The organism is Bacillus sp. DJP31, assembly GCF_049310945.1.
Classification (GTDB): domain Bacteria; phylum Bacillota; class Bacilli; order Bacillales; family SA4; genus Bacillus_BS.
Map to the genome: position 1 here is coordinate 16,371 of NZ_JBMERO010000027.1, position 23,366 is coordinate 39,736.

The 23,366-nt window shown below is 39.7% G+C and carries 22 protein-coding genes; 3 read left to right on the plus strand and 19 right to left on the minus strand.

All coding sequences use genetic code 11. The features are described 5' to 3' along the window. Window positions 1-111 precede the first annotated feature (111 nt). From ACOI1C_RS18485 to ACOI1C_RS18495, 3 genes are read right to left on the minus strand one after another with little or no spacing between them, the layout of a single operon-like run. Window positions 112-1,002, minus strand: a complete 891-nt coding sequence (locus ACOI1C_RS18485) for a glycine betaine ABC transporter substrate-binding protein (RefSeq protein WP_422512062.1) — start codon at window positions 1,000-1,002, stop codon at window positions 112-114. Next, window positions 1,002-1,850 (minus strand): ABC transporter permease, encoded by an 849-nt coding sequence (locus ACOI1C_RS18490; protein ID WP_422512063.1) that lies wholly within the window; start codon window positions 1,848-1,850, stop codon window positions 1,002-1,004. The genes ACOI1C_RS18485 and ACOI1C_RS18490 overlap by 1 nt, the downstream gene beginning before the upstream one ends. Next, the gene (locus ACOI1C_RS18495; RefSeq protein WP_422512064.1) at window positions 1,851-3,086 is read right to left on the minus strand and encodes a quaternary amine ABC transporter ATP-binding protein; all 1,236 of its coding nucleotides are present in this window, start codon (window positions 3,084-3,086) and stop codon (window positions 1,851-1,853) included. Between the two features lie 249 nt (window positions 3,087-3,335). Between ACOI1C_RS18495 and ACOI1C_RS18500 the strand changes: the two genes are divergently transcribed. Beyond that, window positions 3,336-3,878, plus strand: a complete 543-nt coding sequence (locus ACOI1C_RS18500; RefSeq protein WP_422512065.1) for a GbsR/MarR family transcriptional regulator — start codon at window positions 3,336-3,338, stop codon at window positions 3,876-3,878. 112 nt (window positions 3,879-3,990) lie between these two features. Here ACOI1C_RS18500 and ACOI1C_RS18505 read toward each other — a convergent pair whose 3' ends face one another. The 12 genes from ACOI1C_RS18505 to ACOI1C_RS18560 form a co-directional block, all read right to left on the minus strand. Further along, entirely contained in the window at window positions 3,991-4,149 is a 159-nt protein-coding gene (locus ACOI1C_RS18505; RefSeq protein WP_422512066.1) for a hypothetical protein, read from the minus strand. Between the two features lie 174 nt (window positions 4,150-4,323). Then, window positions 4,324-4,464: a hypothetical protein gene (locus tag ACOI1C_RS18510; protein ID WP_422512067.1), complete on the minus strand. Its 141-nt coding sequence runs from the start codon at window positions 4,462-4,464 to the stop codon at window positions 4,324-4,326. A 236-nt stretch (window positions 4,465-4,700) separates the two neighbouring features. After that, window positions 4,701-5,444: a sulfite exporter TauE/SafE family protein gene (locus ACOI1C_RS18515; protein ID WP_422512068.1), complete on the minus strand. Its 744-nt coding sequence runs from the start codon at window positions 5,442-5,444 to the stop codon at window positions 4,701-4,703. A 215-nt stretch (window positions 5,445-5,659) separates the two neighbouring features. Then, window positions 5,660-7,207 (minus strand): L-glutamate gamma-semialdehyde dehydrogenase, encoded by a 1,548-nt coding sequence (gene pruA / locus ACOI1C_RS18520; protein WP_422512069.1) that lies wholly within the window; start codon window positions 7,205-7,207, stop codon window positions 5,660-5,662. A 145-nt stretch (window positions 7,208-7,352) separates the two neighbouring features. Next, a complete protein-coding gene (locus tag ACOI1C_RS18525) occupies window positions 7,353-8,516 on the minus strand; it encodes a CamS family sex pheromone protein (RefSeq protein WP_422512070.1) in 1,164 nt (387 codons plus the stop codon). A 111-nt stretch (window positions 8,517-8,627) separates the two neighbouring features. Then, window positions 8,628-10,631, minus strand: coding sequence for an NAD-dependent DNA ligase LigA (ligA, locus tag ACOI1C_RS18530; protein ID WP_422512071.1), 2,004 nt, complete (start codon window positions 10,629-10,631; stop codon window positions 8,628-8,630). A gap of 33 nt (window positions 10,632-10,664) precedes the next feature. Further along, a complete protein-coding gene (pcrA, locus tag ACOI1C_RS18535; protein WP_422512072.1) occupies window positions 10,665-12,884 on the minus strand; it encodes a DNA helicase PcrA in 2,220 nt (739 codons plus the stop codon). 81 nt (window positions 12,885-12,965) lie between these two features. Continuing rightward, the gene (locus tag ACOI1C_RS18540) at window positions 12,966-13,652 is read right to left on the minus strand and encodes a heptaprenylglyceryl phosphate synthase (RefSeq protein ID WP_422512073.1); all 687 of its coding nucleotides are present in this window, start codon (window positions 13,650-13,652) and stop codon (window positions 12,966-12,968) included. Window positions 13,653-13,887: 235 nt separating this feature from the next. Next, a complete protein-coding gene (locus ACOI1C_RS18545) occupies window positions 13,888-14,895 on the minus strand; it encodes a DUF3231 family protein (RefSeq protein ID WP_422512074.1) in 1,008 nt (335 codons plus the stop codon). A gap of 123 nt (window positions 14,896-15,018) precedes the next feature. Beyond that, entirely contained in the window at window positions 15,019-15,321 is a 303-nt protein-coding gene (locus tag ACOI1C_RS18550) for a YerC/YecD family TrpR-related protein (RefSeq protein WP_422512075.1), read from the minus strand. A gap of 33 nt (window positions 15,322-15,354) precedes the next feature. Then, entirely contained in the window at window positions 15,355-16,407 is a 1,053-nt protein-coding gene (locus ACOI1C_RS18555; RefSeq protein WP_422512076.1) for a DUF3048 domain-containing protein, read from the minus strand. 101 nt (window positions 16,408-16,508) lie between these two features. Beyond that, window positions 16,509-18,251, minus strand: a complete 1,743-nt coding sequence (locus ACOI1C_RS18560; protein ID WP_422512077.1) for an adenine deaminase C-terminal domain-containing protein — start codon at window positions 18,249-18,251, stop codon at window positions 16,509-16,511. A 106-nt stretch (window positions 18,252-18,357) separates the two neighbouring features. On the opposite strand from ACOI1C_RS18560, the gene ACOI1C_RS18565 reads away from it, so the two are divergent. Together ACOI1C_RS18565 and ACOI1C_RS18570 are read left to right on the plus strand one after the other, a co-directional pair. Next, on the plus strand, window positions 18,358-18,612 hold the full coding sequence (locus ACOI1C_RS18565; RefSeq protein WP_422512078.1) for a YgaP family membrane protein: 255 nt from the start codon (window positions 18,358-18,360) through the stop codon (window positions 18,610-18,612). Window positions 18,613-18,825: 213 nt separating this feature from the next. After that, window positions 18,826-18,930: an EYxxD motif small membrane protein gene (locus tag ACOI1C_RS18570; RefSeq protein WP_422512079.1), complete on the plus strand. Its 105-nt coding sequence runs from the start codon at window positions 18,826-18,828 to the stop codon at window positions 18,928-18,930. Here the strand turns inward: ACOI1C_RS18570 and purD are convergent. Genes purD through purM form a run of 4 tightly spaced genes read right to left on the minus strand, consistent with a single transcriptional unit; the run spans window position 18,908 to window position 23,339 of the window. Beyond that, the gene (gene purD / locus ACOI1C_RS18575; RefSeq protein WP_422512080.1) at window positions 18,908-20,173 is read right to left on the minus strand and encodes a phosphoribosylamine--glycine ligase; all 1,266 of its coding nucleotides are present in this window, start codon (window positions 20,171-20,173) and stop codon (window positions 18,908-18,910) included. The two genes, ACOI1C_RS18570 and purD, sit on opposite strands and share 23 nt — an antisense overlap. A 16-nt stretch (window positions 20,174-20,189) precedes the next feature. Next, window positions 20,190-21,728, minus strand: coding sequence for a bifunctional phosphoribosylaminoimidazolecarboxamide formyltransferase/IMP cyclohydrolase (gene purH, locus ACOI1C_RS18580; protein WP_422512081.1), 1,539 nt, complete (start codon window positions 21,726-21,728; stop codon window positions 20,190-20,192). Continuing rightward, a complete protein-coding gene (gene purN / locus ACOI1C_RS18585) occupies window positions 21,718-22,302 on the minus strand; it encodes a phosphoribosylglycinamide formyltransferase (RefSeq protein WP_422512082.1) in 585 nt (194 codons plus the stop codon). Before purN ends, purH begins: the two co-directional genes overlap by 11 nt. Then, on the minus strand, window positions 22,299-23,339 hold the full coding sequence (gene purM / locus ACOI1C_RS18590) for a phosphoribosylformylglycinamidine cyclo-ligase (protein ID WP_422512083.1): 1,041 nt from the start codon (window positions 23,337-23,339) through the stop codon (window positions 22,299-22,301). Before purM ends, purN begins: the two co-directional genes overlap by 4 nt. Between the last annotated feature and the right edge of the window lie 27 nt (window positions 23,340-23,366).

Sequence of the window (23,366 nt, forward strand, 5' to 3'; positions counted from 1 at the left end):
ACTGGCCTCTTACTGCGTTATTTAAAACCTTAAAGATGTTAAAGACAAAAAGGGGAATGATTTGAAAAATCATTCCCCTTTTTGCTACTCTATATCTTCCCTCAAATCAACTTACTTCTTCAAGTCTTCTATTGAATCAATGTCCATGTAAGCCGGAACTACTAGTCCAAGCTTTGTACCATGTAAGTTTGATCCAAGGTCTTCAAACATGCCGTCGTATTCTGCGTAGTAGTCAGCATGTGTGGTTGGTAACCATGCACCGACTGTTACATCTGCGCTTCCATCAGCCACACCAGCCCACATTGGACCTGCATCAACTTGAATTAATTCTACTTTATACCCAACACTTTCTAGTACATTTTTCACAACATAAGAGCTAGCAATTACGTCATCCCATGCAACATATACTAACTTTATTTCTTCACCATCAACTTTGTTAACGCCTTTTGTCCATGTACTTACTAATTCTTCGTTTTCACTTACCCATTGAGCTGCTGCTTCTTCTGATTCAGCTCCCTCTTGAGTTAGCATCATAACACTCTCAAGGTCTGCTGGTTCCCAATTAAATTGATCAAGTAGTTTGTGTGCGTCTGGATGATCGTCAGCTAGTCCTAGGCGTGCAATTGTATGAACATCCTCTGCACCGCCATAAATTCCTTTTGGATCTTCTAGGTATTTAAGATCAAAGCTAGCAAATTTCCAGTGTGGACTCCAGCCTGTAACAATAATAGGCTCTTCTTTGTCATAAGCCTTTTTCAATGCAGCAGCCATCGCAGCACCAGAGCCTTCAATGACTTCCCAGTCCTCAAGTCCATATTCAGGTAGAACATTATCAATCGTTAACTTCATTAATCCAGCACCTGGATCAATCCCAACAATTTCATAATCTACTTGTTCGCCGACCGATTTGCTTGAGTCAGAACCTTCTTCTGATCCACCGCAAGCTGCTAATCCCATTGATAACGCAAATACTGAAGTTACTCCTAAAATTTTCTTAAACATTATAAAGTTCCCCCTTGTTTTTTCTTTCCTATATTTTGAGTGAATCGATCTAGTAAAATGGCAATGATTACAATAGCTAGACCTGCTTCAAAACCAATTCCAGTTTTTAATTGAGTGACAGCACGATAAACTTCTGTACCTAGCCCTGGTGCCCCTACCATTGAGGCAATGACAACCATAGATAATGCGAGCATGATACTCTGGTTAATTCCTGCCATAATGGTCGGCTTCGCTAGTGGAAGCTGTACCTTTAACAACTTTTGTTTTGTCGTTGATCCGAAGGCCTCAGTTGCCTCTATTAAATCAGCTGGTACTTGCTGAATACCTAGAATCGTTAAGCGGATCGTCGGTGGCATGGCGAAGATAACCGATGCAACGACTCCAGGAACAACTCCTATATTGAAGAAGAAGATCGCTGGTAACAAATAAACAAATGCCGGCATCGTCTGCATAAAGTCTAAAATCAGTGTAACAACTTGCTTCACTCGATGACTTTGTGATGCCCAAATCCCTAAAGGAATTCCTATAATAATAGAAATAAATACAGATGTTTTTACGAGGGCAACTGTCTCAAGCATTTCCTCCCATAAACCTAAATTATCAATTAGAAAAAGACCAATTAGTGCAAATAAGGCAATTCTTCTATCACAAATCCTCCAGGCTAGTGCACTTACAATAAAAATTAATAGAATGGTAGGTGGAAATGCTAGTATCGTTACAATACCGTCAACAAACCATTCCAAGCCTTCTGCAATGCTATCAAATAATCCCTCAAAAGTGACAGTTAGCCACGCAACAAATCTATCAACCCAATCGGCTAGTGGAAGTTTAGGTAATAGTCCATCCATCTACTTCACCTCCCCTAAGTCAGGAGTAGTTAATTGTTCATTGATATATCTCTCGTTTCCAGACAACGCCCCAATAACAGCTCCACGAACAACAATCCCCTTTAGACGCTTTTTCTCATCTATCACGGCAACTGGAATGGTTGCAGTCGAAACTTTTTCAAATAAATCTGTCAACAATGTCTCACTTTTAACGGTCGTTATATCTTTGTCAATGTATAATTCCATTGCCTGGTTGTCATCCGTGGCTTTAGAAGCATCCTGTGCCGTTATAGCTCCTAGTAAACTCTGTTTCTTGTCAACTACATAAATCGACGAAATCCCAAGATCCCTCATAAGCTTTAACGCTACACGTGCACCTTTTTCGATTTGAACAGTTTCAGCACGTTTCATAACATGCCCTGCTGTTAAAACCTTTGACAAATCTACATCTTCTACGAATCTAGCCACATAGTCATTTGATGGACTCATCAAAATTTCTTCCGGTGTCCCAATTTGGACAATATTCCCGTCCTTCATAAGGGCTATGCGGTCACCAATTCGAAGTGCTTCATCAAGATCATGGGTAATAAATACGATCGTCTTCTCCATACTAGACTGCAATTCTAGCAACTCATCCTGCATATCTTTTCGAATAAGTGGATCTAAGGCACTAAATGCTTCATCCATCAAAAGAATATCAGGATCATTTGCCAGCGCTCTTGCTAAACCTACACGCTGCTGCATTCCTCCACTAAGTTGACTAGGATATTGATGTGCATACCCCTTTAGTCCAACTAACTCAAGAGCCTCTGTGGCTTTCTTTATTCTTTCTCCCTTATCAACACCCTGTATTTCTAATCCATACTCTACGTTTTCCAAAACAGTTCTGTGTGGGAAAAGGGCAAACTTCTGAAATACCATACTAATTTTATTGCGGCGAACATTTCTTAGTTCTTCTTTACTCATCCTCACAACGTCACTACCATCAATATAGACCTCTCCGCTAGTCGGTTCAATTAGCCGATTTAGCAGTCTTACGAGAGTAGACTTTCCACTTCCTGACAAACCCATAATGACAAATATCTCACCTGGACTCACTTCAAATGAGGCACGATTGACCCCAACTGTTGATCCAGTTACTTTTAATATTTCTTCTTTTGACTTCCCCTCTTTTAGTAATTGCAATGCTTTCTTGGATGCTTTTCCAAAAATCTTTGTTACATTGCTTACCTTTATCTTTGGTTGTTTATTTTCCATTTTTTCACCTCTTCTGGATTACCTATGGGACTATTTAATTATAAGTCTCTTCCAAATCAAGGACAAACGGCATATTACGTCTTATTCGTTTATATTGTACGTACAGAATAAACTGTACGATATTTACTATGTATATACTTACAAATACGCTACTATTCTACTTTTTACACATGTATTCAATCCTTTACAATCGACGGGGGAATAGGTAATCTATAACTTATAACACCTACACACAGGATGTGATACTTAATGAATGACATTGAAAAACTAGAACGCTCGCGATCAAGAGTCATAGATGCTATTGCGCAAAATATGAATCTTTACGGGATTACCCCCTCAATCGGGCGATTATATGGTCTCCTTCTATTTTCAGGTGCCCCTCTTACTCTTGATGAAATGAAAGAAGAGCTTGGCATGAGTAAGACGAGCATGAGTACCTCTGTTAGAAGCCTCCTAGACCTTAATATGGTCGATAAGGTTTGGGTAAAAGGAGCACGAAAAGACTTATATGCAATAGAAGAAGACTGGCACCAATCCTTTTTTGATTTCTTTTCCATAAAATGGCGTGCAGGTATTTCCATGAATATAGTTGCCATTGAAAAATCAATGAAAGAATTAAAAGAACTACTAATTGATGAAGATGTTTCACAGGAAGTTCGTGAACTAGCCGAATTAGATACAACCAAGCTCCAGAACAGCCTTGAATACTATGACTGGCTGAATCGGTTAATTGATACTTTTGAGACACGAGAGATTTTTGATTTTGTTCCTAAGAAGGAAATTGAGAAGTAGAATCCTTAGCAACAAGCTGGAATTTCGAGCACTCAATTTTATAAATACAAAGAAGTGCCACCTCAGGTAGGTAGCACTTCTTTCAGTTACATGGTTAAAAATTTATTCCCGTTTAATGATCCTGAGATTCCACAGATAATAATTGCCAGCTCATTTTAGACCAATCTGCTTGCCAGCGTTCATACGTACCTATATATGTAGCTTTTAGAGTTTGAGAAGAGTTAGAAACGGATGTATCATCTGTTAAATAATGAATAAAGACAATTAACATTCTGACCTCGTTAGCCACTACTTCTAGGGGCGTTACACTCTCCACTTCATGACGTTGCTTCTACCTCTTACTTAATTCCATGCTCTTTGTAGAAACTTCATTGTTTTCATTATATACAGGGTAATTCGTAAGATAATCTTTTCTTTTACCCGCGGAATACCTTCACTAGATTGATTAAAAATTTATAATTCCTTTATGGACCAAAACATTTACTGTTCTTTTGTGTAGGTCCATTGTTTCTGTATTACACTGGATAAAATAATCTATTGGATCATGACGAATCGATGTGCAAATCGCTGCAGAATAACCAGTCAAACCGTGAAAATCAGAAGGTCTAAATTTAGCTGTCAGTTGGATTTACAAGAATTTCTTTATAATGTTTCTAGTCAATGTAACCAACTTCCTAGCTCCAAAATTCTTCAACAAAAAAGCATGACTTCCTGCATAAGAAGTCATGCTTTTACCAATTTTTATAATCACTTCCTGATTTTATACACAAGATTTGAATTATGGATACTCTCATCCACATTCTTCTATATTTCTACAAATCTTTAAAATGTTTTCACAACTACCTGTCCAATTAGCAATAGGATAATCGTAATCAACATAGCACGAGCAACGCTAAGTGGAATCTTGGGTAGCGTAGCCATACCAATTTGCGTCCCAATTGCCGCTCCGATTGCAAGCGCAATCGCATAATGCCACTCGACATACCCAGTTTGATAGAAAATAATAAATGCACCTGCACAGCTCCCAAAATTGAGTACCCTTGAGAGCTGAGCTGCTTTCACATACGAGTATTGCTCGCGCATGAAGTGAATAATTCCAAATGTGGACGACCCAGGCCCAAATCCACCATCGTAAATTGCAATAAAGAACGGGATGATCTTGCTTAGATATTTAGACTTCTGCTCTGTTTCCTGCGCTACACTTGCAACCCATTTTTTATTTTTCATTGTTACAAAAAGAGCAAAAACAAGTAGGACTAAAGCTGTTGTATTCATGGTCTGTTCACTTACACTAGTCGTAACAAGAGCTCCAGCGATCCCTCCGAAAAAAGCAATTAACACAATTGCTAATAATCCCTTGATTGAAAAAACTTTATGCTTCAACAAATACAGAATACTCGTAAAAGAAGCCACTCCGGAAGAAAATTTATTCGTCGCGATCCCAACCTGAATCGGAATCCCCACAAGCAACATCGCAGGTAGCGTAATAATCCCACCACCTCCAGCAAGCGTCCCAATAAAAGCCGAAACCATTCCAAGCCCCATCAATAACAAAAACGTCGTCATCCCATCATCATCCCTGCTGTTATATAATCCATTTATTATTATTCTAAAGTCCAAATCTACTGTTTCTTATCATAAAAGAAATCCAAACAAAATGATACAACCATATTTTAACGCTTTAAAGGAGTGGGGGACAGGCCCCCACTCCTTTAAAGCACTAAACCCAACCTCAATTAAAAAACCCCACTCTTCACCAAGAAGAGTGGGGTTCCTATCTTTTACAGCATTTCTGATGTTGTTTTTGCTTGCATGTGAAGCACTAGGTAGTCTGGTCCGCCTGCTTTGGAGTCGGTTCCTGACATATTGAAGCCACCGAATGGTTGGTAGCCAACGATAGCACCTGTACATCCACGGTTGAAGTAAAGGTTACCTACGTGGAAATCTTCACGTGCTTTTTCCATGTTGGCACGGTTGTTAGATATAACCGCTCCTGTTAAGCCGTACTCTGTGTTGTTTGCGATTTCAATTGCATGGTCGAAGTCACGGGCCTTGCAGAAGGCTACAACAGGTCCGAAGATTTCTTCCTTCATGATACGAGCGTTTTCATCTACATCAGCAAAGATTGTTGGTTGGACGAACCATCCTTTTGAATTGTCTCCCGCGCCGCCGTGAAGTAGCTTGCCTTCTTCTTTTCCGATTTCGATGTAGCTCATGATCTTGTCAAATGCACCTTGGTCATTAACAGGACCCATGAATGTGCCGTAAACCGAACAATCACCCATAGAAAGTTCTTTGGTTAACTCTACTGCACGATTTAATACTTGATCATATACATCTTCCACGATAACTGCACGGGAACAAGCTGAACATTTTTGCCCAGTGAATCCAAATGATGAAGCAACGATTGCTTTAGCTGCTAGTTCTAAATCAGCTTCCTTATCAACAACAATCGTATCTTTGCCACCCATTTCAGCGATTACACGCTTTAACCAAATTTGGCCTTCATGTACCTTTGAAGCGCGCTCATAAATGCGTAATCCAACATCACGAGATCCTGTGAAGCTAACGAAACGAGTGCGAGGATGATCGACTAAATAATCTCCTACTTCGGCACCGCTACCAGGAATGAAATTAACTACACCTGCTGGTAAACCTGCTTCTTCAAGCACTTCCATAAATTTAGCAGCTATTACAGGAGTTGTACTTGCTGGCTTTAATAAGACCGTGTTTCCCGCAACTACTGCAGCAGTTGTCATACCCGCCATGATTGCAAACGGGAAGTTCCAAGGAGAGATAATAACGCCTACTCCAAGAGGTATGTATCCAAAACGATTGTATTCAATTGGACGGCTTTCAACTGGAAGCCCATCTTTTAATTTTAACATTTGACGACCGTAGTATTCTAAGAAGTCAATGGCTTCAGCTGTTTCTACATCTGACTCATTCCAAGACTTCCCTGCTTCTTTTGTTAAAATTGCAGAAAACTCATGCTTGCGACGACGCATGATGGCAGCTGAACGGAAAAGAATATCCGCACGAACCTCTGGCTTCACTTTTCTCCACGTGTTAAAAGTTTCATCTGCAACCTTCATTGCTTGCTCTGCAAGATCACGGTTTGCCTTTGATACGCGACCGACCACTTCTGCTTTATTCGCAGGATTTACTGAGACAATTTTGTCATCTGTAGAGATACGCTCTCCACCGATAATGAGATCATAGTCTTTTCCTAAATAAGACTCAACAGTAGCAAGAGCCGCTTCATACGCTTTCTTGTTCTCTTCCACTGTAAAATCGGTAAATGGTTCATGTTTGTAAGGTACTACCAATGAATTTGCCCCCTTAAAGATTAAATAAAATAAATAAATTAAGACGAATCAATCTTTCATTTCGCCCTAGAAAAAAACGTTTTCATTCTACATTTCCTATTCTAACTGAGACCTTATGTTCTTTCAAATCTTTCACTCTAAAAAGTTATTGATAGATGTGAACAAACGGCTCTTCTTGCTTTACTTCACGGATAATCAATGCCTCAGGACCACCTATTGAAGAAATGTAACATTTGACAGAAAAGTAGTCTGGAAAATGCTCCATAATGAGCCCAGTTACATACTGAGTGAACCCGACTACTTCTGCTTTTCCATAAAATTGCATAGGAATTTCAATTGTTAGTTCTGTTAATTGCTCATCCTGATAAAATCCTCTTCCAATAACTCCCGTATAATTAGGGAAATATTCATCGATGTCTGCCTTAAAGTTAAGCATTCTTGTATGATCATCTCGGTAATTCTGCTCTGCTTCTGATGAAGGAAGCAGATAATATTCTTCATTTACAGTAGCCCATTTATCAATCGAATTTGATTTCGCTTTCACTTCAGCTACACTCAAAAAGCGTCCTGGTACAACCGAAGATCTTGCCTCCAGCTTAAAAAGTCCGATAACAATTGGGATATTTTCTAACCCTTCGATGGCTCTAATTCTCTTAATAACTTCATCAGCCATGAGTTTGCCTTGCTGCTCCAGTTCCCCATCAGTTATTGGAAACTCGCGTGAAAAATCATCCTCTTGCTTGTAATAGTGAACGGAGTTGAGAGCAAGTCCGATGGAGATACCGCCTAACTCCGCTTTCCCTTCGGCATCTTTAATAAGGTAATTTTGCTCTAACATATGGGATAAATACAACGGACTCTCTTCATTTATATCCTTAAGTGTTTTACCAGGAGCTTTAACTTTAACTGGATTTAATCCCAAAACATCACCTTCAGCACCTTCTAACTTATCCGCTGAGAGCTTACGCTTGAGCCAGCTTGATACCGTCAAGTTATCCAAGTATTGTCCATCCTGATATAAATAGTTATCGGATGAAAATGTATTTTGTGACATCCTCATTAATCCTGTCTCAAATTCATCAATATCAAGTCGGTTACTACTTTCTTTAACAACTAATCCCCTAGATTCACTTGCTTTAAAAGGCAATACCGTTCGATAATACTGATCTGAGATCTTATATTTTGGAACAATAGCGGTTTCCTTCGAATTGTCCGTTTCGCTTACAATCTCTTCATCTTTTTCAAACTTTGGCACACATCCACTTACGAAGAGGATGGCTATTATGAAGAATACCCCGAGTCTCCTCATCCTTCTTCACCCCTTTTTTTACGGCTCTATTCATAAAACTTTGCTGCTATAAGTTAGCGTTAAACCTTAAACAAGTCTAGTTCATCTCAACAAATTTATTTGAAAACAGCCTCATTTGTCTAGTTCTTGAATTAATCTCTCTTCATTCCAAATTTCTACTCCGTGCTTATTTGCTTGCTCTAGCTTGGAACCTGCCGCCTCACCAGCAATGAGCAAATCGGTATTCTTACTCACACTTCCGGCAACTTTTCCACCTAGTAATTCAATTTTTTCCTTTGCATCATTTCGTGTTAAAATTTCCAGTTTTCCTGTAAGCACGACTGTTTTTCCTGCAAAGAAAGAATCGATAGCTAAAATGTTTACGCGCTTGGGTCCAGTATATGACTGGTTAACACCAAGTTCTTTTAACTCTTCCAAAAGCTTTATAACCTCTGGCTTCCCAAAATAAGTAGCAATGGATTCCGCCATTTTCTCCCCAATTTCATTGACCTCTTCTAGTTCTTCTACTGTAACTTCTTGTAGCCTATCCATCATTTCAAATTGCTGTGCTAGAGTTTTAGCTGCTTTGGCACCTACATGACGAATGCCTAACCCGAAAAGTAATTTTTCTAAGGAGTTCTTTTTGGAGGCTTCAATAGCTTCTATTAGATTAGTAGCAGATTTTTCTCCCATCCGTTCTAATTCAATGAGCTGATCTTTTCGTAATCGGAAAATACCTGCTACGTCTTTTATGAGGTTTTCTTGGAAAAGCTGGCTAATGACACTCTCACCTAGACCATCAATATTCATTGCGTTCCTGGATACAAAGTGAATCAAGCCTTCTCTTATTTGGGCTGGACACATGGGATTGATACAACGAAGTGCCACTTCCCCTTCAAGGCGTAACAATTCACTCTCACACTCTGGACAATGAGTAGGCATCAGAAAGTCTTTTTCTTCACCTGTTCTTCGTTCTGGCAAAACATTGACCACTTCAGGAATAATATCTCCTGCTTTTTTCACCACAACATAATCCCCAAGCTTAATATCCTTCTCGCGAATTAAGTCTTCATTATGTAGAGATGCTCTTCTTACAACCGTTCCGGCTATTCGCACTGGCTCTAGAATAGCCGTTGGAGTGACCACTCCTGTCCGACCTATATTGAGCTCAATATCTATTAATTTTGTAATAACCTCTTCGGCTGGAAACTTGTATGCAATGGCCCAGCGTGGGCTTTTTGCCGTGAAGCCTAGTTCATCCTGCTGCTCCAGTGAGTCTACTTTGATTACAATTCCATCAATCTCATAAGCTAAAGCAGGCCTCTTTTCATGCCATTGTTCAATATATTGGATAACTTCCTCGATACCTGTAAATCTTTTACGTTCAGAATTGGTTTTAAAACCTAGCTCGTCTAACAAATCTAACCCTTTACTATGAGAAGTCACTCCTGTCTGACCCACATTTCCAATTCCATAGACATAGATGGATAAATTACGCTTTGCCGCTAGCTTCGGATCAAGCTGGCGTAAGGATCCTGCTGCAGCATTTCTAGGATTGGCAAAGGGTTCTTCATTTGCCTTTAGCTTGATATCATTTAATGCTTCGAACGATTTTTTCGGCATATAAGCCTCACCACGAACCTCTAAGCTTACAGGCTTTGATAGTCGTAAGGGAATGGAACGGATGGTCTTTACATTTTGAGTAATATCCTCCCCAACTGTACCATCACCGCGTGTTGCACCTCTTATAAAAAGTCCATCTTCAAATTGTAACGAGACAGCTAGACCATCTATTTTAAGCTCACACGTATACGACACATCCTCGCCCACGCCTTGTCTGACACGACGATCAAAGTCACGAAGATCGGCTTCATTAAATGCGTTTCCTAAACTAAGCATTGGCGTGTTGTGTTCCACTTTTTCAAAAACAGATAATGGTAGTCCTCCTATCCGCTGGGAAGGAGAATCCACAGATAGAAGATCTGGATTCTCTCCCTCAAGACGAATAAGCTCTTGCATGGCCACGTCATATTCAGCATCTGATACTGATGGTTTGTCTAGAACATGATATTCATAATTCCAATTGTTTAAGAGATTCCGAAGCTCTTTTACCTTAGTCTTTATTTGCTCAGACATACACTCACTCCTTTAAGGTGACTTAGCATGAACTTAGGATTTTTCAATCGGGGCAAATTTGGCCAATAACCGCTTTATGCCTGTTGGACTTGGAAAGGCAATATCCAATTCCTTGGATTCACCTTCACCTTTGACGCTTACAACAGTACCAATTCCCCACTTTTTATGTGTCGCTTTGTCTCCTACTCTCCACCCAATCGATTCTCCACCAGTCGTATTCGCAACAGGACGCATAACAGGCGGACGTCGCTCAGGAAGAGGACGAGCTGCTGAACCCGAGAATGGAGATGCCTTTGCTTTTTCTAGATGTGCTTTCTCAAGTAAATCTTCTGGAATTTCAGAAATAAAGCGTGACACTGGATTCATACTTGTACGGCCAAATAACGTACGCATTTCAGCATTTGTAATATATAAATTTTTCTCTGCCCTTGTAATTCCGACGTAAGCTAGGCGTCGTTCTTCTTCCAACTCTGCCTCATCAAAAAAGGAACGGCTATGAGGAAACACGCCTTCTTCCAACCCCATTAAAAAAACAACTGGGAATTCTAATCCTTTAGCAGCATGCAACGTCATTAATACCACATTGCCTTGATCATCTTTTTCATCTTCATTTAAACGATCTAAATCAGATATAAGAGCTAAGTCCGTTAAGAAGGAGATAAGACTTTTCTCTTCGTTTTTCTCTTCAAAATTCTTTGTAACGGATAGAAATTCTTCTATGTTTTCTAAACGGCTTTGTGCTTCAATTGTCTTTTCATTTCTTAACATGTCTCGGTATCCTGTTTTATCTAGTACTTCGTTTACTAGCTCGGTTACAGATAAAAACTCTTGCATCTGAACCCAATTTCTTAGCTGATCACGAAATTCAACCAATGCATGCGTTACTTTACCACTTAAACCAACTAGTTCCACCATCTGCAGCTCTTCATAAATGGACATATCATGTAAAGCAGCATAGTTAGCAATCTTATCGAACGTTGTGGAACCAATTCCTCGTTTAGGCACATTAATAATACGCTCTAAACTTATATCGTCATCCGGATTAGCAATCAAACGAAGATAAGCAAGAATATCCTTAATTTCTTTACGATCATAGAATTTAGTTCCGCCCACAATGTTATAAGAAATATTCGATTTTAAAAGAACTTCCTCCATTACACGTGACTGGGCATTTGTTCGATATAGAATAGCAAAATCCGAGTATTTTCCGTTTCTTGCATCAACTAGCTGCTTAATTATTCCAGCTACAAAATAGCATTCATCCTGCTCATTTGAACCACGGTAATACACAATTTTGTTACCTTCTGGGTTTTCAGTCCAAAGCTTTTTCGGTTTCCGGTTGGCATTTTTTTCAATAACTTCATTCGCCGCTTGTAAAATACGTTTTGATGATCGGTAATTTTGCTCGAGCAAGATGACTCTTGCTCTTGGATAGTCTTTCTCAAAAGAAAGAATATTACCAATATCCGCCCCGCGCCAACGATATATCGACTGATCGGAATCCCCGACAACACATAGATTTTGGAATCGACTAGCCATTTGCTTAACTAGCATATATTGAGCTTTATTCGTATCCTGATACTCGTCCACATGAATATACTGAAACTTACGCTGATAGCTTTCTAATACCTCCGGAACTCTCATAAAAAGATGGAGAGTTGTCATAATGAGATCATCAAAATCTAATGCTTGATTTTTCCGCAGACGCTTTTGGTATTCCGTGTAAACACTTGCCACAATACTCTCATATGGTCCTGCCGCCGTCTTTACATATTCCTCAGGTGTGACTAGTTCATTTTTTGCACCACTGATTGAACCTAGCATACTTCTAGGCTCGAATTTTTTTGTGTCTATATTCTTATCCTTTAAGACATTTTTAATAACAGATAACTGATCTGTTGTATCAAGTATAGTAAAATTCCGGCTATAGCCTAATCGATCAATATCACGACGCAAAATACGTACGCACATCGAGTGAAAGGTTGAGATCCAGATATCTTCAGCGACCCCACCCACTATTCTAGCCACACGCTCTTTCATTTCACGTGATGCTTTATTAGTAAATGTAATGGCCAATATATTCCACGGAGCTACGCCCTTTTCAGCCATTAAGTAGGCAATTCTATGGGTTAAAACTCGGGTCTTTCCACTTCCTGCACCTGCCATCAATAGTAATGGACCGTCTGTATGCTTAACTCCTTCTTGTTGCTCTGGGTTTAATCCTGATAAGAGTTTATTACTAATAAATTGCATTTCTCCACCGCCTAACCGTATTAATCAACGAACACTTGTTCTTTATTTTATCATACTATAGTACCTTCTAAAAAGCTAGAATTACCCCTTAACTGCTTTTACAGTTGCTAATGCTTCTTCAAGATTTTCATACAAAACATTTCCGACGACAACCGTGTGAGCAGCCTTTGCCATTTCCCTTGCTTGCTCGGCGGTTTCAATGCCCCCACCATAAAAAAGTCTCGTGTTCTCAAGGACTGTTCTTACCTTATTCACTAAGAGTGGATCACCGTAAATCCCACTATATTCTAAATAAAAAATCGGCAGGCGAAATAGCTTGTCCGCCATTCTAGCATAGGCGATAACTTCTTCATCATTTAAGTCAGTCTTCGCTTCTGTGATTTGAGCGACCTTGGAATCAGCATTGAGTACACAATACCCCTCGGCCATAATTTCATCCCAATTCATCATATCCCCGAACTCCAACAATGCTTCATGCTGCAAGTCCAAAATCCACTTTCGGTTTTGGCTATTCAATACGGTCGGTACAAAATAGAAATCATATCCTGGGGTTATTGAATCAATCGTAGATACCTCGAGCACACAAGGAACCGCATATCGCCTAACTCTCGCTAGCATATGAAGAACATTATCCTCTGTAATCCCGTCGCTACCACCAATGATCACTGCATCTGTTCCCGACTCGCAAATTTTATCTAAATCTCTATCGCTTAGTTCTTTATTAGGATCAAGCTTAAAGATATGTTTCCATTCCTTTATATCGTACATAATTGTTCCTCCACATTTCTTATCCATTTTAACATTATATCAAATTGAAGCTAAAAACACCTTTTGAATCTGAAGGTAAGTTATTGGGAAATTTTTCGGGGAAACTGGGGCATGTTCATATTAATAAAGCGGGGCTTTGTGAAAATGTCTAATCGTTGAAAAACAATTAATTGCAAATATATATGATTAGCGCTGCCCAAACTCTTAAAATAAAAAAGCAGTACCCGAAACGGCACTACTTCTTCACTAATTCATCCCTGTCTATTGATAATGGGGGCTGCTCGAGCCAGCCGAAGCTGATGGCAAGTCTTGCTCCTTTTTCTCCGTACATAATACTCTCAGCTGTTAATTTTATATACATAGCTCCTATATCTCGTCTCTGACTAGAAGCAAGGGCTATACCGTAGTTTCCAATACCACCCGTTGTAGCATGGCCATTATGCTGTAGCATTAATTTATCTGAAAAAACCGGTTTAATACAATCACTTATCTCCGGATTCCATAATTGAGGAAGAACTAAGGGATCATTTTCCATTAATTTCGAAAGGGATTCAATATGATTTTTAGCTATATTTATTCCGTCCTGGAAATAGTTTTTAAGCTTCTTTTCCTCAGTTGTCTGACTAAATGCTGTTAATAATGCAGAACCAAGCATATTCGTTTCAATATTTGAGAATATATTGGAGATTTCAATAGATGTTAAGGGACGATCTTCCCCAAACCATTCTCCGAGAAATGCTTTGTCATGAATAAAATCTATCTTTTTCGGAACTGGAATACCTGGAGGACGGCTAGTTAAACCCTTTTCTAACATCAAATCTACTGTTTTATTGAATAGCTCAGTATCCTCGTGAATACAATGCATGAAGTATTTTCTAACATCATCACGATGCGAATTGGAGAATGCTATTGAAAAATTTGCAAGTCCTCCTCGAATTGCTAGCCTTAAGTAGTACAAATAAAATTGATCGGAAAATAAACGAGGTGCGTCTAGGTTCACATCCTGTGGCCCAAACCCCTGAGGTATAGGGAAGTTTTCTTTTATAAATATGTCCTTTACTTCCTTGGCGTGTTTTGTTGCAAGATCCAAGCCATGCAATAGCACACTCTCAATATCCTTATCCTCAACATTGCGGAGAAAATGCTCAAATACACAAATCAACATGGTATCCCCAATATAATTCGACCAGAGAAACGACATCTCTGCTGTTGATAAACCTACCTGATCATGATGTACTTCCATATTAACCGACTCCCTTCTTTACCAAATTCATATAGGTAGTTTGCCTCTATTTAGGAAAATTATGAAGATTTATGGTCTAAATAAGAAAAAAATCAACGAATAAGTATCGTTGATAATCTCAAACTATTTCTTTTCCGGTTCATATAAACGCTCTAATGCCATTTGATAGGCATCATTCCCGTAGTTTAAACAACGTTTTACACGAGAAATTGTAGCTGTACTTGCACCAGTTTCTGCTTCTATCTTATGGTAGGTTAGTCCATCTCGAAGCATCCTAGCAACCTCTAAGCGCTGAGAAAGAGACTGAATTTCATTTACCGTACAAAGATCATCGAAAAATCGATAACATTCTTCGAGATCGTTTAATGAAAGAACAGCCTTAAACAATTGATCCAGTTCTTTTCCACGCAGTTTTTCTATTTGCATATGGTTAACTCCTTAAGTTTTATTAAAATAAGATTAGTTTGCTGAGATCACTGAAACCATGTCCAAATTCGGTACTAGATTTATCCATGTCTTACCAGGGACTAAACCTACAACTTGACTATTTGAATAAGGGACGATTCTGCCATTCACATTCTTCCATTCTACTTCCATCTTTTTACCCTTCTGCAATAAATACGCATTACCACCAGAAGTCAAATCAATGTCATTTCGTCCTGCATCATCAATGATTTCGTGAGATGCTTCTACAATCAATATATTATCTAGATAAACAGGTTCTTTTGAATCTAAATCTTCTGTAAGCTCATCCATGCTGTAGCGTAAATATCTTCCAACGCTCGAATCAAACTTGTAATCAACAATTGAAAAATCACTCTTGGAATAAGCAACTCGAACATCTCCAGTTTCATCACCTTGAATGGCTCCAACTTCATCTTCATTTAAAAAGGTAAGTGGTTCTAGGTCATGTGTTGTGGCCACATTATTATCCTCTGCACCCTTCATGACATTCTCAAAGGTAATATAAGAATTATGAGGAGCTTTCCTGAATTCAGCTCGCTTGAATAAGGTTCCATCATAGATCATACCGTTTATATTATCTACTACACCTGTTTCTAGTAGCTGTTGTGCATCGGGACTATAACCATGAGCGATATAGAAAGCATCAAACCCAGTGCTGAGCTTTACGTAGTAATCTCTAGCACTTCTAACTGGTCCTATTGTTTCTGGCATCTCGCTTTGAAAGATGGCTAGAAATCTCGTAACATTTCCTTCTGCCAACACTTCATAGACGATATCTGCTTTATGTAGACCGGATTGAGGGCGCGCCTTGGGATGATTGTTCACCATTACCGCAATAGTTCGCTGATTGATAGGTTCATTTGTTCCTAAACCTGTTAACGGATGCATCTTTTTATACGTTTCTTCATTTTCAACATTCTCTTCGGTCTCTTCGGTCTCTTCTGCTTCAATTGGCTCCGTGCTTGCAGGAGCAGCCTCATCTTTTGAACAAGCAACTGCTACTAGAAAAAGGAGAAATAGGGCGACTAGGTAGAGGATACGTTTCATTTGAGACACAACCTTTTCTAATTTAGTGAAATTATCTACTAAAAATCGAATGATTCTGTTGTTTTATTAGTATGAAATCTCTTGAATACCACTTTTACATTTTAACGCATTATGGTAGGAAAGAGTACCATTTTCTTCATGACATCATAGATTCCGACAGGCGTAATTCTAATATAAGGAAGATGTGTCGATGATAAAAATAACAATGTATAAACTGGGTCCATATAGGGATAGCCTTTGTCCTTCATCAATGATTTGAATTGTTTTTCAATCGGAATTAACTCCTCTAAAGAAAGCATCGACATTCTTCCGCCTATTGGTAAGCTTAGCTCATAAATAATTTCTCCTTCTTCAACGAGAACAATTCCTCCCCCGAGCTCTTTCATCCGACCAAAAGCGAGGAGCATATCCTGTTTTCGTTTACCGATGACAATATAATCGCCTGTATTCGAATAAGAGCTTGCTAGCCCATGCACATTCTTTGCAAAGCCCTTTATGAAGGTATTAATCCTCCATTTTCCTTTTTGATCAATAAGTAAGAGGAAGCTTTCATCATGATCTTCTGATAGGTTGTCTACAGAACTGTCGAGCATTATGGTATACGGCTTCATAATGACTGCGTTCTCCATTTTCATCCCGAGTTTTATTGAAAACTGGAGATCCTCAACTGATAAATTCCAATCGATGGCAAGTGGTCCTAAACCACTACTCTCCCAGCTGAAAGGCTCATCTACATAAGTTGGTTTACCATCATACTTCAACCATTTTCCCTTTGCTAAAACATGAACTGGGGTAGGTACTTCTTTTGAGGTAAGGAAGTTAATATTTGCGACTCTACCTGTTGCAATTTGCCCTAAGATACTTTCCATATGATAATATTTTGCCGCGTTATAAGAGCCCATATGATAAGCATCGATTAGTGGGATGCCACTCTCAATCGCCATTTTAATCATATAGTCTATAACTCCTTGCTCGTAAAAAGAGGGTGTTGAACCATCTGTAGTGAAGAGTAATGAATCATAACTCTGTAGCTGTAATTCCTTTATTTCCTCTAATAAAAAAGGTAAATCAGGACGAATAGAAGAGTAACGAAGAGACACCGTATACCCGTGTAGTAGTCTATTGTATATATCACTTCCAGAAAGAGATTCATGATCACAATCGGTTCCGAGTAGCTTCATTTTTGCGAGTGTTCGCTCAGACGCCCCTGGGAAATGGCCTTCAATCCGCTTTTTTTGATACTTCGCTTCTTGTATCCACTGAAGCATTCTATCATCGCCTTGAAGCAGTTTGGGCCAACCGGTTAGTTCACCACCTTGAATTACATCCTCCCGTTCGAGCCAAGCTTTAATATTTTCAGAAGAGAATAGTTCCTCTTCATTTACCAGCTGTGATTGAGAATCAAATCGACACCACCAATAGATAGTCTGAGGTAGCTTTTGAAAGTCATCCATCAAAGAAAACGCTTTCTTTTTTGGTAACTGCAAAAACATGACGAGGTTATCATTTATCAAAGTCGTTGTTCCAAACATAGATGCATATTGGGCTAGAGAGTGGGGATTATATAATTGAAATGGATGGGCATGTGGCTCAATATACCCTGGAACAAGAAAAAGATCTGAGCAATCAAACGTCTCTGTATGTACATCAGCATTCGGTAATTGGTCACCTATATATACTATACGGTCTTCATAAATCCAAATGTTCGCTTTCAACCATTGCTTGAGTCCCGAGTGAAGAAAAGTGGCATTCGTTAAGAGTATTGTCGGTGAATACTTACCATCGATGATTTCAACATGCTTACGTAATTCTTGATTTCTCCAGCGAAATTTTGGGTCGTACATCCACATTCCTCCATCCAGTCAGCTTCTTTTTTTATCCTAACATAAGTCACAAGGTAAAGCAGTAAACAAATTTAGAAAAATAAGTAAACTTACAAGAGGTGTAAAAATGAAACCCAATATTGGAATAGTTAATGCATTAATCCGACTAACATGTGGCTTCACAATGCTTGCTTGGGCAACAGCTAAACTTTCAAGACGACCTCATAACGAAAGCTATTTGATGATTGCCATGATTGCAGCACTGAAAATCGGAATGGGTATTGTTAGATTTTGCCCAGTAACGTATGCCTACCATCAATTTCAAGAGCAACAGCAACTCGAGCAAGAGCAGGAACATAATACGGCATTTAATCCGACATGAATCCTGTGAACAAGCATGGTTTGTGTTGCTAGAATGGCTTCTGATGGAATAATCACTTAATCTTTTTTCCAGGTCTATGAGCCAAATTCACGATCCTATATGCCAAACTATTGGTTCTATGTGTAAGCACTTACTATAGAATCAATAGCTTACAATTCAAACAAAAACCCCCTTGCTACGAACAGCAAGGGGACTAATTAAGGAGTTGATCCTATGTTTTGGGAGTATGTGACGGATATGTCATTTGTTCTCGCTTCTGTTATTGGTGGTATTGTTGCCATTTGTTTTGTATTTATTAAACGGAAACGCGTGAGATAGCTTTTGCACCAATATCATTGCGGTAGAAGACATGTTCTGATTGGATATGCTGAAGCTGTTCATATACTTGATTCTTCGCTTCATTTATCGTTTGTCCAGATGAGGCTACTACTAGAACACGGCCTCCATCTGTTACAAATTGACCATCAAGAATTGCGGTTCCAGCATGGAAAACCCGAGCACCCGTTATATTTTCTAATCCAAGTATCAGATTTCCCTTATCATAAGCCTCTGGATAGCCTTTTGAAGCCACGACGACACCTACTACTGCCTCTTTTGACCAGTTAATCGTAGGCTCTTTTCCTTCTAACAAATCTCTCATTACTTCAACGAGATCACTTTCTAATCTTGCTAACACCACTTGTGTTTCTGGATCTCCAAACCGTGCGTTAAACTCAATGACCTTTGGCCCATCTGTCGTTAGCATCAACCCAGCATACAAGACACCTGTAAAAGGGGCACCATCTTTTATCATTCCATTTACTGTTGGCTTTAGGATCGTTTCAATTGCAACGTTCACAACCTCATTACTAATTTGTGGTACAGGAGAATAGGCACCCATGCCACCCGTGTTTGGGCCAAGGTCTCCGTCAAAAGCCCGTTTATGGTCTTGTGCAATTACCATTGGATATACTTTTTCTCCATGAACAAAGGCCATTAACGAGAATTCTTCGCCTTCTAAGTATTCCTCTATGACCACTTGTGTACTAGCCTGACCAAATTTTTCTTCCACCATCATCATTTCAATGCTCGCCAATGCTTCTTCTAGCGTCATAGCGACGACAACACCTTTTCCAGCAGCAAGCCCGTCTGCTTTAATCACAATAGGTGCTCCCACTTTTTCTACATATGCTTTGGCTTCGGCGTATTCAGTAAAGGTTGCATAGGAAGAAGTTGGAATTCCGTATTTCTTCATTAAGTCTTTTGCAAAAGCTTTACTACCTTCGATTGCCGCTGCATGACTACGTGGTCCAAAAACTTGGAGCGCTTCCTCTTGAAAACGGTCAACAATTCCATTCACTAATGGACCTTCAGGACCGATAACCGTTAATTCAACCACATTCTCTTTAGCAAAAGCAATAAGGGCTTCATGGTCGTTTTCATCAATTGGAACTAAAGTCGCCACATCAGTCATGCCTGGATTACCTGGAGCAACAAAAACATTTTTTACGAGAGGGCTCTTGGACGCCTTCCAAGCAATGGCATGCTCTCTTCCACCTCGTCCTACTATTAACACATTCATGATTCGCCCTCCTTTTTTAATGTTTAAAGTGCCTAATCCCTGTAAATACCATGGTCATACCGTATTCATCTGCTTTCTTAATTGAATCCTCATCACGGATAGAGCCACCTGGTTGAATAATAGCTGTTACCCCCGCTTTTGCTGCTGCTTCAACGGTATCATCCATTGGGAAAAAGGCGTCAGATCCTAAGGCTGAGCTGGTTGCCTGTTCACCCGCTTGCTCAATGGCAATTTTTGCTGCACCCACACGGTTCATTTGACCAGCACCGATTCCAATCGTCATTCCATCCTTTGCTAAAACAATCGCATTGGACTTTACATGCTTGACGACCTTCCATGCAAGCTTTAAGTCTTCCCATTCTGAATCAGTCGGTACCCTTTTTGTTGGGATGGAAATAACTGCATCTTCAAATGATAGGTGGTCACTTTCTTGAACCAGTACACCACCACTTACCGTAGTTAAACGCGTTTCAATTTTCGAATGAATTTCTACCTCGACCTGCAGTAAACGAAGGTTCTTTTTTGACGAAAGAATTTCAAAAGCTTCATCTGTAAAACCAGGAGCTATCACGATTTCAAGGAAGATCTCCTTTAGCTTGATGGCTGTTTCAGCATCAATTACACGGTTTGCTGCAACGATTCCACCAAAGATTGAAATAGGATCTGCTTCGTAGGCTTTGTCATAAGCAGAGCTAATCGTTTCCCCAACACCCACTCCACAAGGATTCATATGCTTCACCGCAACGATGGCAGGGTCTTTGAACTCCTTTACAATTGTGAGTGCAGCGTCCGCATCGTTAATATTGTTATAGGAAAGCTCCTTACCATGTAGTTGTTTAGCTGAAGAAATGGAGCCCTTAGTTGGGATAGACTTTTGATAAAATGCTGCTTTTTGATGTGGATTTTCACCATAACGTAGGTCCTGTTTCTTTTCATAAGTAACAGTTAATGATTCGGGATTTTCTTCCTCTACTAGGTTTGTTAAGTACTCACCAATTAATGCATCATAGCCAGCTGTATGACGGAAAACCTTAGCAGCTAGACGTTGCTTCGTCTCAAATGAAACTTCATCATTAGTTGTAAGTTCATTTACTACTTTTTCGTAATCTGACGGGTCCACTACAACAGTCACAAAACGATGGTTTTTTGCAGCTGATCTCAGCATAGAAGGTCCACCAATATCAATATTTTCAATTGCATCCTCATAGGACACATCTGGCTTTTGGATTGTTTCTTTAAATGGGTATAAATTCACGACAACTAAATCAATTGGCTGAATTCCATGTTCTTTCATGGTTTTAACGTGCTCTTCATTATCACGAATTCCTAGAAGTCCACCGTGGATCATCGGATGAAGTGTTTTAACACGACCATCAAGCATTTCGGGGAAACTTGTAACCTCGGAAATCCCAGTTACATTTACTCCGTTTTCTTCTAGTAATTTACTTGTCCCACCCGTTGAAATTATTTCTACCCCAAGCTCAGTTAGCTTTTGGACAAAAGGAATTAACCCTTCTTTATTAGAAACACTTATAAGTGCTCGTTTATTTTTCATGTATGTTGCCTCCCATTACTAATGCTTGTATGGTTTTAGGGTAAAGCTCATGCTCGATCACCTGAATTTTTGCTTGCAGGCTTTCATACGTATCAAGACTATCGATCTTGATCGCTTCTTGATCAATAATCGGTCCTGTGTCCATTCCAGCATCCACAAAATGAACGGTCACACCAGTCACTTTAACACTTGCTGAAAATGCTTGACCTATCGCATCTTTTCCTGGAAATGCTGGCAAAAGGGATGGATGGATGTTAACAATTTTCCCTTCATAGGCTTGCAGCAGAGTGGTTCCAACTAAACGCATATAGCCTGCTAAAATAACCCAATCTACTTCGTACGTTTGTAGAACTTGGAGAATCGCTTCTTCATACTTCTTCTTTGATTCATAGGATTTTGGAAAAAAAGAGAAAGTAGGAATACCCTCTTTCTCGGCTCTTTTAATTACTTTTGCATCTAGCTTATCACAAACTAGGAGCCTTACTTCTACTTGTAATGTGCCATTTTTAATAGAGTCCACAATGGCTTGAAAATTGCTACCTGAGCCTGATGCGAATATGGCTATTCGCTTCATGTTAAGGAACCTCCTCCAAATGTGACCCCTGATCCTTCTTTAACACGTCCAATGATATAGGCTTTTTCACCTTGGGATTCTAAAGATTGGATTACTGGAATAAGGTTATCCTGATCAACGGCGACCACCATTCCTATTCCCATATTAAAAATATTGTACATTTCTTCTTGTGTGAGATTACCTTCCCTTTGTAGCACGTCGAAAATGGGAGGAACTGGCCACGAACCATGGTCAATCTCTACACCACAATTTTCTGGGAGCATTCTCGGGATGTTTTCGATGAATCCGCCACCTGTAATGTGAGCCATTCCCTTAAGTGTGTAGTTTTTCATTGCGTGTAAGAGTGGTTTGACATAAATACGTGTCGGGGTAAGTAGTTCGTCCCCTAGTGTTCCTTCTAATCCCTCGACCTGGTCTCCTAAAGAATACCCTGCTTTCTCAAGGAGAATTTTCCGAACTAAAGAAAAGCCGTTACTATGAAGTCCACTAGATGTTAGACCAATTAAGCAATCACCTGGTTGAATGGTTTCCCCAGTAATGATCTTGGATTTTTCCACAGCTCCAACAGCGAAACCAGCAAGATCATATTCCTGCTCGTCATACATACCAGGCATCTCCGCCGTTTCTCCACCAACTAATGCACAGCCCGCTTGTTCGCATCCATCAGAAATACCCTTCACAATCGCTTCAATCTTCTCAGGAAGTGCCTTGCCACATGCAATATAATCCAAGAAAAACAAAGGCTCAGCGCCTTGAACAACTATATCATTCACACACATCGCAACCGCATCAATCCCAATCGTATCATGTCGATCCGCCATAAAAGCCAGCATCAGCTTCGTCCCTACACCATCAGTCCCAGAAACAAGAACCGGTTCCTTAAGGCCTAGTCCAGACAAATCAAACATGCCACCGAATCCGCCAATACTACTCATCACACCAGAACGCTTTGTCCGCTCCACATGCTTCTTCATCCTAGCAACCGCTTCATAACCAGCCTCAATATCCACTCCAGCGTCCTTATACGAACTAGCCATCCAACTAACCTCCAGTGCAATAAAAAA